The sequence below is a fragment of the Devosia sp. ZW T5_3 genome (genome assembly GCF_044987315.1).
Taxonomy (GTDB): Bacteria; Pseudomonadota; Alphaproteobacteria; order Rhizobiales; family Devosiaceae; genus Devosia.
The window spans coordinates 36,419-50,916 of record NZ_JBJDRE010000004.1; the positions used below are offsets into that span (position 1 = coordinate 36,419).

Consider the following 14,498-nt stretch of genomic DNA (forward strand, 5'->3'; position numbering starts at 1 on the left):
TGACGAATGCGGCGAAGTCCTTGATGAAAGTGAGCATCTGCATCTCCCGTGTTGCTATAATGTTCTTATAAGTTCCTTGTTTGTTCTTGTCCAGTGGGAGGAGCGGGAACAGCGGGGATTGAGCACATTTGGTTAGCAAATCATTAGGAAAGGTTGCCGGACTGTTCACCTTGAGACCGCCAGCGTTGTCAGCCGGCGGCCTGATGAGCATACTGCCCCGAGCTAGTGCCCGATGACGATCTCGGCGTCCTTACGCCGATGGGTACCCAGATTGTCGACGATGGTCGCGCTGGCCCGATTCAGTCCGCGCAATTGCACATCGACACCGGCCTTGCGGAATTTGAGCACCGCCTTGTCGATGCTGGCGACGCTGGAAATATCCCAGATATGGGCATGGGTCAGATCGATGATGACGCGGGTCACCTTTTCCTTGAAATCGAACGCGGCCATGAACTGATCGGCCGAGGCGAAGAACAGCTGGCCGCTGACATGGTAGACGCGCGTGGCGCCGTCGTCGGACAGCTCCGGGCGCAAGGCGAATATCTGTGCGATCTTCCAGGCGAAGAACACGCCCGACAGCAGCACGCCGACCAACACGCCAATGGCCAGGTTATGCGTGCCTACGACAAAGGCCACAGTGGCCAGCATGACGAAGGACGAGCTGCGCGGATGATCCTTCAAATTGCGGATCGAGCGCCAGTCGAAGGTGCCGATCGACACCATGATCATGATGGCTACCAGCGCCGGCATCGGAATGATGCGCAGCAGATCGCCCAGCAGCACCATCAGCACCAATAGGTAGGCTCCGGCCAGGAAAGTGGAGAGCCGCCCTCGCCCGCCCGAGCGCACATTGATGCCCGATTGGCCGATCATGGCGCAGCCCGCCATGCCACCGAAAAACGCCGAGGCAAAATTGGCCACGCCCTGCCCGACACATTCCAGCCGCTTGTTGCTGCTGGTATCGGTCGCCTCGTCGATGATCTGCGCGGTCATCAACGATTCAAGCAGCCCCACCGCCGCGACGCCAATGGCGTAGGGCAAAATGATGATGAGCGTGTCGAGGTTTAGCGGCACTTGCGGAATCAACAGCTGAGGCAGAGCCCGCGGCAACTCGCCCATATCGCCCACGCTGTGCAGGTCCATGCCCGAGAACCAGGCCAAGGCCGTCAGCACCACGATGCACACCAGCGGCGACGGCACCGCCCGTGTCAGCCGCGGGAAGAGGTAGATAATCGCCAGTCCCGCCGCGACCATGGGATAGGTCAACCAGGGCACATCGATCAGCTCGGGCAATTGCGCCATGAAGATGAGAATGGCCAGCGCATTGACGAAGCCGGTCATCACCGATTTGGACACGAACCGCATCACCCGGTGCAGGTTGAGCCAGCCGGCGGCGATCTGCAGCAATCCAGCCAGGATCGTCGCGGCCAGCAGATATTGCAGCCCATGCTCGCGCACCAGCGAGCCCATCAGCACGGCAGTAGCGGCGGTAGCCGCTGATATCATCGCCGGCCTGCCGCCAAAAAACGAAATGACGATGGCTATCACCACCGAGGCATAGAGCCCCACCTTGGGGTCCACCCCCGCAATGATGGAAAATGCGATGGCCTCCGGCACGAGCGCCAGCGCCACGACGAGCCCGGACAGCACGTCGCCGCGAATATTGCCGAACCACTCCTGGCGGTACTGATCGAAATCAAACATGTAAAAACCCAACAGGCGTCCCGCGCGGCTGCGCACGAATAGCGGGAGGCGATAAGTTGGTGACCGGGGGATAGGCGCCCGGAGAAGCCACCCGGGTCAAAGCCCCGAGTCCGACGAAGGCCCGATAAATGTCCCGATCTCCGCCGGAAATCAAGCCGCGCAGCGCTCTCGACCAATTCTCACGCTTCAGTGATAATAAACTTGTCACCTCAGCAATTGGATTGAGTCCATGTCCGAGCCGAACACCACGCCACAAGTTACCCTGCAGCAGCTTGTTACCCTGGCCACGGGAACCGGCTTTGGCCTCGCCGTTTGCGCAGCCGTGCTGGCCCTGCTCGGCCTCCTGCTGCCCTTTACCAGCATCTCAACCAATATGGGCCTGGGCCTCGACCAATCCGGCAGTTTCAATGGCTTCGCCGCAGCCGGCTGGATCGCCTGGCTGGCACTGCTGATTTTCGTGCTCGCCGTTGCCTCGGGTCGCGTCACCCAACTGGCGCCCTATCGCAATATTCTGGCCTTGGCCGGCCTGCTCGCGAGCGTGGTCACCGTGCTCGTCGGCTGGTTCTTCTCCCCAGCCGCGGCTCAATTCGCCGAGGTCAACCGCGCCCTCGCCTCTGCCGGCTCACCGGGCAATCTCATCAATATCCGCCCGCATATCGGCATGGTCGTGCTGCTCGCCGCTGGCGCGCTGATTTACTGGTCGAGCCGCAAGCCGGCCTGAAATATAAGGTTCGGTTTCGGCCATGACGCCCATGCCCCAACTCAGCCTCGGCCTGCTGCTTACCGCGGCGGCCGGCTTTGCCGACGTCGTCGGCTTTATCGAACTAGGCGGGCACTTCACCTCATTCATGAGCGGCAACACCACCCAATTGGGTGACGCTCTGGCGCAAGGCAGCTGGCCGGTGGCGCAGCTCACCGGCTCGCTGGTGGCGCTTTTCTTCCTCGGCAGCGTTTTTGGTTCCCTGCTCGCCTTGCTGGCCGGCCCGCGTTGGGGGGCGAGCGCCGTGACTGGGCTGGTGGTGATCTGCTTTGCCGCAACGCTAGGGCTGGCCGTTACCGGCTTTCCGCCCAGCCAGTTCATGCTGATCCTGGCCACCGGGGCCGGGGCGCAGAACGCCATCTTGCCCTCCATCGGCTCGGTCCGGCTGGGCACAACTTTTGTCACCGGCACCCTGTTTGCCGCCGGCCAGGACCTGGCCCGCGCCCTATGCGGCCTCGCCCCGCCATGGCGCTGGGCGCAGCATGCGCTAGTCTGGGCCTCATTGCTGCTCGGAGGCCTACTCGGGGCGCAAGGCTATGGGTTGGTGGGGGTGAATGCGCTGATGGTGCCTGGGGTGGTGTATCTAGGGTTTCTCGTGGCGTTTTTGATCCGACGACCGGCAAAGGTGGTGCCGTAGACAAAGTGCCGTGTTCGCGGCGAATGACATTGTGGAAGGTGCCCGACGTTCAGGTCTGCGGGGGTTCGGTGAGGAAGGGCATGATATCCACGCCATCCCCAGGAAGGACCGTGAAATGAGGATGGTTCTCGAACAGGCGGGCGGCCGCTTCGATGGTGTCGGCCTCGACGACGATATAGCCGCAGAAGGGGTTGGTGGCACTGGCTATGCCGTCCTTGGTGACGCGTGTCGTCCGGCCAACCATGCCGCCGCGATCGGGGAAGGAGGCGGCATTTTTCTTCTCCCACTCCGCCCAAAGCGGCAAACCGACGGCATCAACCGCATCCTGCTCGGATTTGGGCATGCTGCGAAAGCGGGCCAAATCTTCGGGTTTCATGGTGTAAACGGCAAGGAAACGGGGCGTATTGCGCTCCTCATGCTGACAGAAGACGCGATAGCCTAGCCGCTTGGTCGGCCGAAGTCACGGCGCAGCGGATTCGCTGTGCATGCCCCCCAACTGCCCCGGAAATCCCCGCCGGCATGCGCGTCAGCAATTTCGCCGGCCAAGGCTGGTAATTGTCATGTGGCCAATATCTTCATGCACTGCGCCAAGGTTCCCCGTGCCCTTATCCATGACCGGAGAAGTCCGGGCTGGGGTGGGTAACGGACTGTCGGCGTTTGGCCCGAACGCCCACTCTGCCGCTTACGTCCAGCACTATGGACTTAGCGCTTCGATGACACGGCACTCGCCGACAATGCCATGGCTGCAACTGGCGAGCATCCGTTCCAACTCAGCTTCAAGCGACCGGAGTGCCTGTATCCGGTGGCGCACCTCGAACAGTCGCTCGGCGGCGATGGCGTCCACGCTGGCGCATGAACGATCAGGACGGTCTTGAAGGTCCAGAAGCTGGCGGATGGCTTCGATCTCGAAACCCAATTCCCGGGCATGACGGATAAAGCCAAGGCGACGGATTTCATCATCGCCGAAAAGTCGCCGATTGCTCTCGGTTCGGTCGGAAGGTCGAAGCAGACCAATTCCTTCGTAGTAACGGATGGTGGGCACCTTGACGCCGGTGCGCAGGGCAGCCTTGCCGATGGGAACACCCATGCCTTTTTCCTCTTGATCCTCTAGTCACTAGAGAATGTATGCTCCTGCCAAAATCGAAGCAAGGAGACCTCCATGAGTGCCCATTGTTGCGGACACCCGGTCGAGCCGCAAAAGCCCGAAGTGAGTAAGGGCTACCGAGCCGTCCTATGGGTCGTGCTAGCCATCAATGCCGTGATGTTTCTGGTAGAGATCGGGGCCGGTTTTCTCTCAGGCTCTGCTTCATTGCAGGCCGACTCTCTGGACTTCCTAAGTGATGCTGCCAATTACGGCGTGAGCATTTTTGTCGTTGGCATGGCGTTGCAGGCCCGTGCCCATGCGGCTCTGGCTAAGGCTGCGAGCATGCTGGTGTTCGGGGTCTGGGTACTCGGCGTCGCCGCCTGGCACCTGTGGACCGGCACCGTTCCCGCAGCCTATACGATGGGCGTCGTCGGCCTCGCTGCGCTCCTGGCCAACGCCGGGTCATTCGGTATGCTATGGCGGTTTCGGGAAGGCGATAGCAACATGCGTTCGGCCTGGATCTGCACCCGCAATGATGTGCTGGGCAACGTCGCTGTCCTGCTCGCCGCCCTTGGCGTGTTCGGCACCGGAACCGGCTGGCCAGACGTGATCGTCGCCACCATCATGGCTGGTCTGGCCATCCAGGGGGCCGCGACGGTGCTTCCGCAGGCTCTGAATGAGCTGCAGCGGGCCCGTGCTGCGACGGTGTAGCTGGCAGCCGCCGTCAGGCCGAATGCCCTGACCCGACGGCGTAAATTATGTCCGCTTCCGGTAACGACGGTGCCGAGTTCTACGACCGGATTGGGGCCGGTGGCAGCCGGCGCCTTTGGGGTGGATTGCGGAAAGGCCGCTTTCGGACGACAACAGGCAGAAGCTGACAGGCCGCACACCGTCTAGAGTACGTGCATCGTGAGTCAGCGCAGCCTGGTCAAATTCTGGGGGAATGGATGGTCGATGCAGTGGTCACCCAATCGATTGAGATCGCGGCGGCCCCTGAGGCTGTGTGGAGCGCGCTTATTGACCGCACCAAGGGGCGAATCTGGCGGAGTGCCGACTTCGATACAGATTGGCAGCCAGGATCGCCGATCAGCATCACTGCCCACATCGGATCCAAGCGCTATAAGGACAAAGGCACCATTCTTGAGTGCACCCAGCCATCGGTGCTCGCCTACGAATTCCTCCCACGAATATCTGGTCTGCCTGATGTTCCTGAAAGCTATTCGCGCGTTACACTTCGCCTAATGCCATCCGCATCAGGCGTAACGCTATCGGTTTCCCATACGGTGCCACCGTCTCCCGTCCGACGGGGTAAGACGTTCGAAATAGGACCCGAGTCCGGTGAAAGGCATGTGGCCTTTTACTGGCGTAGCACATTACCGCTGATCAAAGATCTGGTTGAGGAACGCCCGAGCATCGCCCTGCGCATGGCGATGGAAGCGACCAAATAGAGCCAGCGACCTTTGTCGTCTTGTCCGGCAAGGGCGGAGTCGGAAGCCGCCACTCGCTGGCGATGGTCGTGCCGTTGTTCAGCAAGAAAGGCGCACTCCCCTGACGCTCAATAACAAAAAGGCCCGGATCGCTCCGGGCCTTTTGCATTAGTTCTTGTCTGCCGTTGCCTTGGGCTTTTTCGGCTTGGGCAGGGCCTTGGGCTTGGCTGGGCGGGGTGGCACGGCCACCAGTTCCAGCTTGGCGTCCTGGCCTTCGCCGACCACGGCGACGGTGACCGTGCCGCCATTGATCAGTTCGCCGAACAGCACCTGGTCGGCCAGGGGCTTTTTGATGTGCTCCTGGATCACGCGGCCCAGCGGGCGCGCGCCCATGCGCTCATCATAGCCGCGTTCGGCCAGCCAATCGGCGGCTTCCGGCGTGAGGTTGATCGTGACACCACGCTCGGCCAGTTGGCCTTCAAGCTGCAGCACAAACTTCTCCACGACGCGGCGGACCACTTCGCGCGGCAGCGGTGCAAAGGAAATGATCGCATCGAGCCGGTTGCGGAATTCCGGGGTGAACAGGCGATTGATCGCCTCTTCGTCGTCCCCCTGCTCGCGCTTGCGACCAAAGCCGATCGGCGCCTTCTGCAGGTCCATGGCGCCGACATTGGACGTCATGATCAGGATGACATTGCGGAAATCCACCGACTTGCCGTTGTGGTCGGTCAGCTTGCCATGGTCCATCACCTGCAACAGGATATTGTAGAGATCGGGATGGGCCTTCTCGATTTCGTCGAGCAGCACCACGCAGTGCGGATGCTGATCCACGCCATCGGTGAGCAGGCCACCCTGGTCGAACCCGACATAGCCCGGAGGGGCGCCGATCAGGCGCGACACGGTGTGCCGCTCCATATATTCGGACATGTCGAAGCGCAGCAGTTCCACGCCGAGGGTATCGGCGAGTTGCTTGGCCACTTCGGTCTTGCCGACGCCGGTCGGGCCGGTGAACAGGTAGGAGCCGATCGGCTTTTCCGGTTCGCGCAGGCCGGCACGGGCCAGCTTGATCGCCGACGACAGCGCCGTGATGGCAATATCCTGGCCGAACACCACGGTCTTCAGACTCTGCTCGAGGCTAGACAGCAGTTCGGCATCGGACTTGGAGACCGATTTTGGCGGGATGCGCGCGATGGTGGCGATCGTTGCCTCGATATCCTCGACATCGATGACCTTCTTGCGCTTGTCCTCGGTCACCAGCATCTGGCTGGCGCCCGTCTCGTCGAGCACGTCGATCGCCTTGTCCGGCAGCTTGCGGTCATTGATGTAACGCGCGCTCAGTTCCACCGCCGCTTTAAGAGCATCGTCGGTGTACTTGATCTTGTGGAACTCTTCGAAATAGGGCCGCAGACCTTTCACGATCTCGATGGCATCGGGCACGGACGGCTCGTTGACATCGATCTTCTGGAAGCGGCGGACCAGGGCCCGGTCCTTCTCGAAGAACTGGCGATATTCCTTATAGGTGGTCGAGCCGATGCAGCGGATCGCGCCCGAAGCCAAAGCGGGCTTGAGCAGGTTCGAGGCATCGAGCGCACCGCCTGAGGTGGCGCCAGCACCGATCATGGTGTGGATTTCGTCGATGAACAGCACCGAATTGGGGAGCTTTTCCAGCTCCTTCATCACGGCCTTGAGGCGTTCCTCGAAGTCGCCGCGATAGCGGGTGCCGGCCAGCAGCGAGCCCATATCGAGCGAATAGATCACCGCTTCCTTGAGCACTTCGGGCACATCGCCCTCAACGATCTTGCGGGCCAGGCCCTCGGCAATCGCCGTTTTACCCACCCCGGCATCGCCCACATAAAGCGGGTTGTTCTTGGACCGGCGGCACAGAATCTGGATGGTGCGGCGCAGCTCGGCATCGCGGCCGATCAGCGGATCGATCTTGCCGGCCCGCGCCTTCTCATTGAGGTTGACGCAGAAATCGGCCAGGGCCGAGCTCTTCTTGGCCTCCGCTCCGCCTTCGGTATTGCCTTCGCCGTCCTCAGCACCACGCACCTTGCGCTCCTCGCTGGGACCCGATTTGGTAATCCCGTGGCTGATGAAATTGACCGCGTCCAGCCGGCTCATGTCCTGCTGTTCGAGGAAATAGGCGGCGTGGCTCTCACGCTCGGCAAAGATCGCCACCAGCACATTGGCGCCGGTAACTTCTTCGCGGCCGGAGCTCTGCACATGGATGACGGCGCGCTGGATCACGCGCTGGAAGGCAGCGGTCGGCCGCGCATCCTGGCCATTGGCCACGATGAGGCTGTCGAGCTCTTCATTGATGAAATCTTCAAGATCGCTCTTGAGCGCGTCGATATCGACATCGCAACCGGTCAGCACGGCGATCGTCTCACGGTCGTCGGTCAGGGCCAGCAAGAGGTGCTCGAGCGTTGCGAACTCGTGGTTGCGCTCGCGCGCCAGGTTCATCGCCTGATGCAGAGCCTTTTCAAGTCCGCGGGAAAATGAGGGCATATGATGTTCCTATTGCTTTTCCATCACGCATTGCAGCGGATGCTGATTTTTGCGTGCAGTGTCCATGACGCGGGTCACCTTGGTTTCGGCGACCTCGTATGGATAGACGCCGCATTCACCCACCCCCTTTTGGTGAACATGCAGCATGATGCGCATTGCCTCCTCACGCGTCTTGTTGAACACATCCTGCAGGACCAGCACGACGAACTCCATCGGAGTGTAGTCGTCATTCAGCAAAAGCACGCGATAAAGGTTTGGACGCTTGGTTTTTGGCCGGGTCTTGGTGATCGTCCCGGTTTCGGTGCCGTTCTTTCCCCCGCCATCCTTGCCGCCATCATCCTCCTTGGGCCCGGCCCAAGCGGGCATCGGCTCCAGACGCAGGGCGCCCGGGGCCTCATCGGTCATGGCGAGGAGGTCAATATCGGTCATCGGAAGACATCTGTCGTAAGAGAAACGAAGCAGCATGGTGGACCCATTATGTAGGCAAAATCAGGCCCGTGTTAAGGGGCAATGCATCGCGTTTTTGTGACAGCGAAAAAAGGCCGGTTAACCGGCGCTTTCCGGGTAATCCGGCTGCGCTTCCGGGCGAGCGGCGATGAAGGTAGGCAGGCTTTCACACCGCTCCGCTATCGCCGTAACGAGGGGGAACCGCTGCAGCGCTACGCCTAGCCGTCGCGCCGCTGCCACCTGTGGCGCCAGGTGCAGGTCGGCCCACCCCGGCGCATCGCCATAGCAATAGGCCCATGCCTGCTCCCGCCGCGCCAGCAGGGCTTCGAGCGCTGCAAAGCCCCCGCCTTGCCAATGCTGCACCCACTGGGCCACGCCGGACTCGTCCATGCCATGTCCGGCCAGATACTTGCGCACGCGGTTAACCGTCAGTGCATGCATCTCCGATGCGATGATCGCCCCAAAGGCAATCGAATGCGCCCGGCGGGAAGGATCGGCGGGCAGTAGTGGATAGTTGGGAAACCGCATTTCGAGCAGATCGAGGATAGCCGCGGACTGGGTGAAAACCTGCCCATCCAGCTCCAGTGCCGGCATCAGGCCCTGCGGGTTGATCGCCGCATAGGCCTGCGGGCCAAGGCTTCCCACGCTAACATAGTCGTAATCCAGCCCCTTGAGGTTGAGCGCAATCCGCACCCGCTCACCCGCCGAATTCTGCCACCGCGTATAGAGTTTCATGCCCGCAATCCCATCGCTGCATCCTCACCCTACACCCCACCGTGACCGGCTCTCCACACTCATGACAAATTCGGTGGCATTTTACGGAATGGTAACGGCGTCGCAGTAATCTCCAACAAGGAGAGGAAAGCCGGAGTGTTTGGGGCACACCGGAATCTCCGCCAGTCATGTGTTGCGTACGGACGCAGAAGCGTCCGAGGAATAAGAGTTGGAGTACCGGGTGGCTTCTCAGGCGAAATCCCCATGGCGTACGGTTGTTGTCCGCGCCTTTGCCGCAGTCCTCGTCCTGTTTGCAGTTACGGCTCATACCGTGGCGCCCGCACAGGCTATCGAAAATCTCCGCAAATATGCCGGCATCGTGGTCGACGCCAAATCCGGGCAGGTGATGTATGAAGAGGCCGCCGATAGCCGCCGCTATCCAGCCTCCGTCACCAAGGTCATGACGCTCTACATCCTGTTCCAGGAATTGAGCGCGGGCAATCTCAAGCTCTCCACCAAAATGACCGTGTCGCGCTTTGCTGCGGCCGCCGTGCCCACCAAGCTGGGCCTGCGCGCCGGCTCGACCATTACCGTGGAAGACGCCATCAAGGCGCTGGTGACCCTGTCGGCCAATGACATGGCCCGCGTCATCGCCGAGCATATCTCGGGCTCGGAAGCAAAGTTTGCCGAACGCATGACCGCCACGGCGCGCGCCCTGGGCATGCGCAACACCACATATCGCAACGCCTCCGGCCTGCCCGATGGCGGCCAGATCACCACCGTGCGCGACCAGGCCATCCTGGGCATTGCCGTCTACCAGCACTTCCCGAATTATTACGAATTCTTCCAGACCAAGAGCTTCAGCTACGGCAAGAACACCTATGGCAACCACAATCGCGTGCTGGGCTATATGGGCGCCGTCGACGGTATCAAGACCGGCTATATCAATGCCGCCGGCTCCAACCTGCTGACCGCCGCCCGCCGCGACAATCGCCATATCGTCGTGGTCGCCTTCGGCTTCAATTCCAGCGGCGCCCGCGATGAGAAGGTCCGCCAGCTCGTTGCCAATTACCTGCCCAAGAGCCGCCAGGGCAATTACCTGCAGACCGCAATGATCCCCCAGCCGGGCCGCCAGGGCAGCGCCACCGTTCAAGTCGCCGTCGCCCAACCGAGCCAGCCGGTGTTCGTGCAGCCCATGCCCCTGCCCGGCTTCCGCCTGGCTCAACTGGTGGCCGCCAACGGCGCCCAGGCCCAGCCACGCGCTGCCATGGCGCCGGAAGTGGCCGTGGCCAATGCCGCCCCTGTGCCGCAGCCCATGCCGGCCGATCTGGGCCTGCAGCCTGCCGTGCAGGCCGCCAATATCCTGGCGGCACCCAGCCAGGCGCCGCAGCCGGAATATCCCAGCCAGGACGTAATTGGCGCCTGGTTGAGCGATACCTATAATCTGGGTGCGCCCCCGGCCGCCCTTGGCCAGACTGCGCCCTCCGCCCCGCTCGAAATGCAGGCGCCCGCCGCCGCGCAGGAACAGCCTGTCGACCTGATGACCTCGGGCTCGGTGCAGGTTGCTGCCAGCGACGTGCCACCCGGTGGCTGGGTCGTGCAGATCGGCGCCGGCCCGTCGGAAGACAGCGCCCGCGCCATGCTCTCGGATGCTGCCGGCAAGGTCGGCACGCTCGGTGATTTCCGCTCCTATGTGGAGCGCTTCGAAAAGAACGGCCAGACCTTCTTCCGCGCTCGCTTTGTCGGCTTTGGCGATCGCGACGGAGCCACGGCCATGTGCAACCAGCTCAAGCAGCAGAACCTGTCCTGCCTGGCCATGCAGAGCTAACGAGATAACGAGAATGACCGGCGGCACGCATCGCCGGTGACCAGGGAAGCAAATTGGTGCCTGTGTTTGGAGTAGCCCAATGAGCGAACGTACTGCCCTCGCCGAGCTTGCCAGTTTCATTGGCCGCTCAGCCCTGACCTCGGACGACATGGCCGCGCGCAACCGCGTGCTGGCCGGAATGACCGGCCGCATGCTGCCCCGCCGCCGCGGCGTCGGCGACCTGCTCGGCGTCGTGCTGGCCCTCTCCGCCCGCACCCGCCGCATGGTGCAGGAGCCGGTCCATATCGACATCGATGTGTTCGCCCCCGGCGGCAAGCGCGCGCTGCGCATGAGCTTTGGCAAGCGGTAGGCTAACTGAGGTCTCCTAGCCATCTGCAATGCTGCCCCGCCCACCGTATCTCCCTCGGACTTGATCCGAGGGCCACTCTCAATCCGGCACAGGCGACGAGCGGCCCTCGGGTCGAGCCCGAGGGTGACGCGGTGGGGAGGATAGCGTGACGCGCACCACGCGCCCTTGAATTTTCCCCCGAAGTTTCACTAGGCTCCACACCCAACCGTGGAGCGCCCGATGCTGCAATCCTTCTCCCCCGACTTGCCTCGCAAGCTCGCAGCCGGCATCGAGTCCGGTCTGCTTCGCCACCTGCATGCCGTGCTTGTTGGGCACAATGGCGAATTGGCGCTCGAAACCTATTACACTGGCCGCGACGAGAACTGGGGCAAGCCGCTCGGGAACGTCGCTTTCGATGCGCAGACGCTGCATGACCTCCGCTCGGTCACCAAGAGCGTGGTTAGCCTGCTCTATGGCATAGCGCTCGACCGGAGCCTGGTGCCGCCGCCCGAGGCTTCGCTGCTTGCCCAATTCCCCGATTATCCCGACCTGCAGGCCGACACGTCCAAAGCCGGCATTACGATCGAACATGCCCTGACCATGAGCATGGGGCTGCTATGGGACGAGAACCGCCCCTATACCGACCCGCTCAATAGCGAAATTGCCATGGAAAATGTGCCGGATCGCTATCGCTTTATCCTCGAACAGCCTGTGGTCGCCGAGCCGGGCACGCGCTGGATCTATTCCGGCGGCAGCGTGGCGCTGATCGGCGCACTTATCGCCCGCGGTACTGGGCAGTCGCTGCCCGATTTTGCCCGCGAAACGCTGTTCGGCCCGCTCGGCATCGAGCAATTCGAATGGAATAGAGGCCCCGATGGCGTCGCCTCCGCCGCCTCCGGCCTAAGACTGTGCCCGCGCGACCTGCTGCGGATCGGCAATATGGTGCTCAAGGGCGGCGAGCACGAGGGACGCCGCATCGTCTCGCAGGGCTGGATCGAGGCATCGCTGAAGCCGGCCATCGAGACCGGCGACGGGCTGCATTATGGCCGGCTGTGGTTTCTCGGTGAAGCGCCCACGCCGGCTCTTTCCGGAGAGCGCAACTGGGCGGCCGGCTTCGGCAACGGCGGCCAGCGGCTGTGGCTCATGCCGGACGCTGGCGTGGCCGTCGTCATCTATTCGGGCCATTACAATGAATGGGATGCCTGGGTGACGCCCAACCGGGTGTGGCGGGAGATTGTGCTGGCGAATTTGGTGGCCTAAGCCCCACTCTCGTTACCCCTCGGCGGACACCTTGGCTCGGGCTTTGACCGGCAGATGCAGTGCCGACACCAGCGCGCGATATTCCTCGCGCGCGCCCACATGCGACAGCGATGGCGCGCCGCCCAATAGCGCCTCGTCCAGCGGGTCGAACACTGTCAGGCCCATGGGAAACAGCGAGCGGAACACCACGCGTTCGGCAATGCCCTCGGCGACGCGACAGCCGAAGCGGGCGGCGATCCGCTCCAGCATGGTCTGCACCTGGCGCATGCTGCGCGAAGACAGCATCGAGATGCGATTGCGCACCAGCACCCAATCCATGGTCTTGCCATCGATGGCCAGCCGCTCCGAGCGGGCTCGCTGCACCAGCCGGGCATAATGACTCATTTCGCGTGGGGCGCCCGTCACCGGGTCCATCTGCGCCAGCACGTTGAGATCAATCAGGCTGTCATTGACTGGGGTGACCAGCGTATCGGCCAGCGAATGCGCCAGCCGCGTCAGATTGGTGTCGAAGCCCGGTGTGTCGATCACCAGGAAATCGGTATCGTCCTCCACCTCGCCTATCGCCTGGCGGAACATCTCGAACTCGCGGCCGTGATTTTCCTTTACCGAATCCCCCTGCGCCAATGGCAGGTGGAAATGGGTCGGATGCGGCAGGCTCAAGCCGTGTGCCCTCGCCCAGTCGCGCCGATTGCGCACATAGTGGGTGAAGGTCTGCTGGCGACTATCCACATCGATCGAAGCGACCCGATAGCCCTGGTAAAGCAGGTAGATGACCAGATGAAAGGCCGTAGTCGATTTGCCCGACCCGCCCTTTTCATTGCCGACGACGATGACATGCGGGCCCTGTCGCACGGCAAATCACTCCTACTACGTCCGGCAAGTGTCAGTGTTTCGCGCCACCGGGCAAGGGTGGGCCTATTACAAATATTGCTGATCAGGCGGAGCCTATGCCGCCATCCGCTGTCTCACTGGGAGCTGAAGCGCTCCCACCAGATTGCGGTATTCCTGTCGCGCGCTGACATGGGACATTGAGGGCGCGCCGCCCAGCGCAACCTCCTCCAGCGGATCGAACACCGTCATGCCGCTGGCAAACAGCGAGCGGAAGATCACGCGCTCGGCAATGCCATCGGCCACCCTGGCGCCGAAGCGCGTGCCGATCCGCTCCAGTGTCGCATGCACCTGATTGGCATTGCGCGAGCCCAGCATGGAAATGCGATTTCGCACCAGGACCCAATCGATGTTCTTGCCATCCGCGGCCAGCCGCTCCGAGCGCGCCCGCTGCACCAGCCGTGCATAATGGCTGGTTTCGACCGGCTCGCCCGTCTCGGGATCGACCCGCGCCAGCACGTTGAGATCGATCAGGCTGTCATTGAGCGGGGTCACCAGCGTATCGGCCATGGTATGGGCCAGTCGCGTCAGATTGGTGTCAAAGCCGGGCGTGTCGATCACCAGGTAATCGACGGCCCCATCCACCTCGGCGATCGCCTTGCGGAACACCGCCAGCTCGGCCTGCTGATTGTCCTTGATGGAATCGCCCCAGGCCGTCGGCAGATGGAAATGCTTGGGATTGGGCACATCGAGGCCCCGCTCCCGCGTCCAGGCGCGGCGGTTGCGCACATAATGGGTGAAGGTCTGCTGTCGGCTGTCCACGTCGATGGTGGCAACGCGATAGCCATGGTGCATCAGGTAAATGGCGAGGTGAAACGCCGTGGTCGACTTGCCCGACCCGCCCTTCTCATTGCCCACCACAATGACATGTGCCCCCTGCCCCATCGCCGTCTCCAAATCAGGAACGATTAAC

Annotated in this window: 15 protein-coding genes and 1 other annotated feature; of the genes, 7 read left to right on the forward strand and 8 right to left on the reverse strand. The window is 62.3% G+C overall.

Annotated elements, in window-relative coordinates; translation table 11 throughout:
- Nucleotides 1–222: 222 nt before the first annotated feature.
- Entirely contained in the window at nucleotides 223–1,704 is a 1,482-nt protein-coding gene (locus ACI3KW_RS05980; RefSeq protein ID WP_404847333.1) for a SulP family inorganic anion transporter, read from the reverse strand.
- Between the two features lie 57 nt (nucleotides 1,705–1,761).
- Nucleotides 1,762–1,819: a sequence feature (sul1 is cis-regulatory element that is thought to sense ions involved in sulfur or methionine metabolism; They are found in Alphaproteobacteria), on the reverse strand.
- Between the two features lie 114 nt (nucleotides 1,820–1,933).
- Between ACI3KW_RS05980 and ACI3KW_RS05985 the strand changes: the two genes are divergently transcribed.
- Together ACI3KW_RS05985 and ACI3KW_RS05990 are read left to right on the forward strand one after the other, a co-directional pair.
- Nucleotides 1,934–2,425, forward strand: a complete 492-nt coding sequence (locus ACI3KW_RS05985; protein WP_404847334.1) for a hypothetical protein — start codon at nucleotides 1,934–1,936, stop codon at nucleotides 2,423–2,425.
- A 22-nt stretch (nucleotides 2,426–2,447) separates the two neighbouring features.
- Nucleotides 2,448–3,101 (forward strand): YoaK family protein, encoded by a 654-nt coding sequence (locus ACI3KW_RS05990; protein WP_113122117.1) that lies wholly within the window; start codon nucleotides 2,448–2,450, stop codon nucleotides 3,099–3,101.
- Between the two features lie 49 nt (nucleotides 3,102–3,150).
- Here ACI3KW_RS05990 and ACI3KW_RS05995 read toward each other — a convergent pair whose 3' ends face one another.
- On the reverse strand, nucleotides 3,151–3,477 hold the full coding sequence (locus ACI3KW_RS05995; RefSeq protein WP_404847335.1) for a hypothetical protein: 327 nt from the start codon (nucleotides 3,475–3,477) through the stop codon (nucleotides 3,151–3,153).
- Nucleotides 3,478–3,795: 318 nt separating this feature from the next.
- Nucleotides 3,796–4,188, reverse strand: coding sequence for a helix-turn-helix domain-containing protein (locus tag ACI3KW_RS06000; RefSeq protein ID WP_404847336.1), 393 nt, complete (start codon nucleotides 4,186–4,188; stop codon nucleotides 3,796–3,798).
- Nucleotides 4,189–4,260: 72 nt separating this feature from the next.
- Here ACI3KW_RS06000 and ACI3KW_RS06005 point away from each other — a divergent pair, with 72 nt between their 5' ends.
- Both ACI3KW_RS06005 and ACI3KW_RS06010 read left to right on the forward strand, forming a co-directional pair.
- Entirely contained in the window at nucleotides 4,261–4,896 is a 636-nt protein-coding gene (locus ACI3KW_RS06005) for a cation transporter (RefSeq protein ID WP_404847337.1), read from the forward strand.
- A gap of 236 nt (nucleotides 4,897–5,132) precedes the next feature.
- Nucleotides 5,133–5,633, forward strand: coding sequence for an SRPBCC domain-containing protein (locus ACI3KW_RS06010; protein ID WP_404847338.1), 501 nt, complete (start codon nucleotides 5,133–5,135; stop codon nucleotides 5,631–5,633).
- 147 nt (nucleotides 5,634–5,780) lie between these two features.
- On the opposite strand, the gene clpA is transcribed toward ACI3KW_RS06010, so the two are convergent.
- The 3 genes from clpA to maiA form a co-directional block, all read right to left on the reverse strand.
- The gene (gene clpA, locus ACI3KW_RS06015; RefSeq protein WP_113122113.1) at nucleotides 5,781–8,120 is read right to left on the reverse strand and encodes an ATP-dependent Clp protease ATP-binding subunit ClpA; all 2,340 of its coding nucleotides are present in this window, start codon (nucleotides 8,118–8,120) and stop codon (nucleotides 5,781–5,783) included.
- A gap of 9 nt (nucleotides 8,121–8,129) precedes the next feature.
- Nucleotides 8,130–8,486, reverse strand: coding sequence for an ATP-dependent Clp protease adapter ClpS (gene clpS / locus ACI3KW_RS06020; RefSeq protein ID WP_244445810.1), 357 nt, complete (start codon nucleotides 8,484–8,486; stop codon nucleotides 8,130–8,132).
- 180 nt (nucleotides 8,487–8,666) lie between these two features.
- On the reverse strand, nucleotides 8,667–9,302 hold the full coding sequence (maiA, locus tag ACI3KW_RS06025; RefSeq protein WP_404847339.1) for a maleylacetoacetate isomerase: 636 nt from the start codon (nucleotides 9,300–9,302) through the stop codon (nucleotides 8,667–8,669).
- A gap of 220 nt (nucleotides 9,303–9,522) precedes the next feature.
- Between maiA and ACI3KW_RS06030 the strand changes: the two genes are divergently transcribed.
- The 3 genes from ACI3KW_RS06030 to ACI3KW_RS06040 all read left to right on the forward strand — a co-directional run bounded on the left by ACI3KW_RS06030 (nucleotide 9,523) and on the right by ACI3KW_RS06040 (nucleotide 12,697).
- A complete protein-coding gene (locus tag ACI3KW_RS06030; protein WP_404847340.1) occupies nucleotides 9,523–11,109 on the forward strand; it encodes an SPOR domain-containing protein in 1,587 nt (528 codons plus the stop codon).
- A gap of 79 nt (nucleotides 11,110–11,188) precedes the next feature.
- A complete protein-coding gene (locus ACI3KW_RS06035) occupies nucleotides 11,189–11,458 on the forward strand; it encodes a hypothetical protein (RefSeq protein ID WP_035102719.1) in 270 nt (89 codons plus the stop codon).
- A gap of 219 nt (nucleotides 11,459–11,677) precedes the next feature.
- Nucleotides 11,678–12,697: a serine hydrolase domain-containing protein gene (locus tag ACI3KW_RS06040; protein WP_404847341.1), complete on the forward strand. Its 1,020-nt coding sequence runs from the start codon at nucleotides 11,678–11,680 to the stop codon at nucleotides 12,695–12,697.
- 12 nt (nucleotides 12,698–12,709) lie between these two features.
- Here ACI3KW_RS06040 and ACI3KW_RS06045 read toward each other — a convergent pair whose 3' ends face one another.
- Nucleotides 12,710–13,549 (reverse strand): division plane positioning ATPase MipZ, encoded by an 840-nt coding sequence (locus ACI3KW_RS06045; protein ID WP_262167545.1) that lies wholly within the window; start codon nucleotides 13,547–13,549, stop codon nucleotides 12,710–12,712.
- Nucleotides 13,550–13,642: 93 nt separating this feature from the next.
- Nucleotides 13,643–14,470: a division plane positioning ATPase MipZ gene (locus ACI3KW_RS06050; RefSeq protein WP_404847342.1), complete on the reverse strand. Its 828-nt coding sequence runs from the start codon at nucleotides 14,468–14,470 to the stop codon at nucleotides 13,643–13,645.
- Nucleotides 14,471–14,498 lie beyond the last annotated feature (28 nt).

What these genes read in the sequence shown, in the direction of transcription:
- ACI3KW_RS05980 (WP_404847333.1), bottom strand. Translation starts at nt 1,704, where the DNA reads ATGTTTGATTTCGATCAGTACCGCCAGGAGTGGTTCGGCAATATTCGC.
- ACI3KW_RS05985 (WP_404847334.1), top strand. Translation starts at nt 1,934, where the DNA reads ATGTCCGAGCCGAACACCACGCCACAAGTTACCCTGCAGCAGCTTGTT.
- ACI3KW_RS05990 (WP_113122117.1), top strand. Translation starts at nt 2,448, where the DNA reads ATGACGCCCATGCCCCAACTCAGCCTCGGCCTGCTGCTTACCGCGGCG.
- ACI3KW_RS05995 (WP_404847335.1), bottom strand. Translation starts at nt 3,477, where the DNA reads ATGAAACCCGAAGATTTGGCCCGCTTTCGCAGCATGCCCAAATCCGAG.
- ACI3KW_RS06000 (WP_404847336.1), bottom strand. Translation starts at nt 4,188, where the DNA reads ATGGGTGTTCCCATCGGCAAGGCTGCCCTGCGCACCGGCGTCAAGGTG.
- ACI3KW_RS06005 (WP_404847337.1), top strand. Translation starts at nt 4,261, where the DNA reads ATGAGTGCCCATTGTTGCGGACACCCGGTCGAGCCGCAAAAGCCCGAA.
- ACI3KW_RS06010 (WP_404847338.1), top strand. Translation starts at nt 5,133, where the DNA reads ATGGTCGATGCAGTGGTCACCCAATCGATTGAGATCGCGGCGGCCCCT.
- clpA (WP_113122113.1), bottom strand. Translation starts at nt 8,120, where the DNA reads ATGCCCTCATTTTCCCGCGGACTTGAAAAGGCTCTGCATCAGGCGATG.
- clpS (WP_244445810.1), bottom strand. Translation starts at nt 8,486, where the DNA reads ATGCCCGCTTGGGCCGGGCCCAAGGAGGATGATGGCGGCAAGGATGGC.
- maiA (WP_404847339.1), bottom strand. Translation starts at nt 9,302, where the DNA reads ATGAAACTCTATACGCGGTGGCAGAATTCGGCGGGTGAGCGGGTGCGG.
- ACI3KW_RS06035 (WP_035102719.1), top strand. Translation starts at nt 11,189, where the DNA reads ATGAGCGAACGTACTGCCCTCGCCGAGCTTGCCAGTTTCATTGGCCGC.
- ACI3KW_RS06040 (WP_404847341.1), top strand. Translation starts at nt 11,678, where the DNA reads ATGCTGCAATCCTTCTCCCCCGACTTGCCTCGCAAGCTCGCAGCCGGC.
- ACI3KW_RS06050 (WP_404847342.1), bottom strand. Translation starts at nt 14,470, where the DNA reads ATGGGGCAGGGGGCACATGTCATTGTGGTGGGCAATGAGAAGGGCGGG.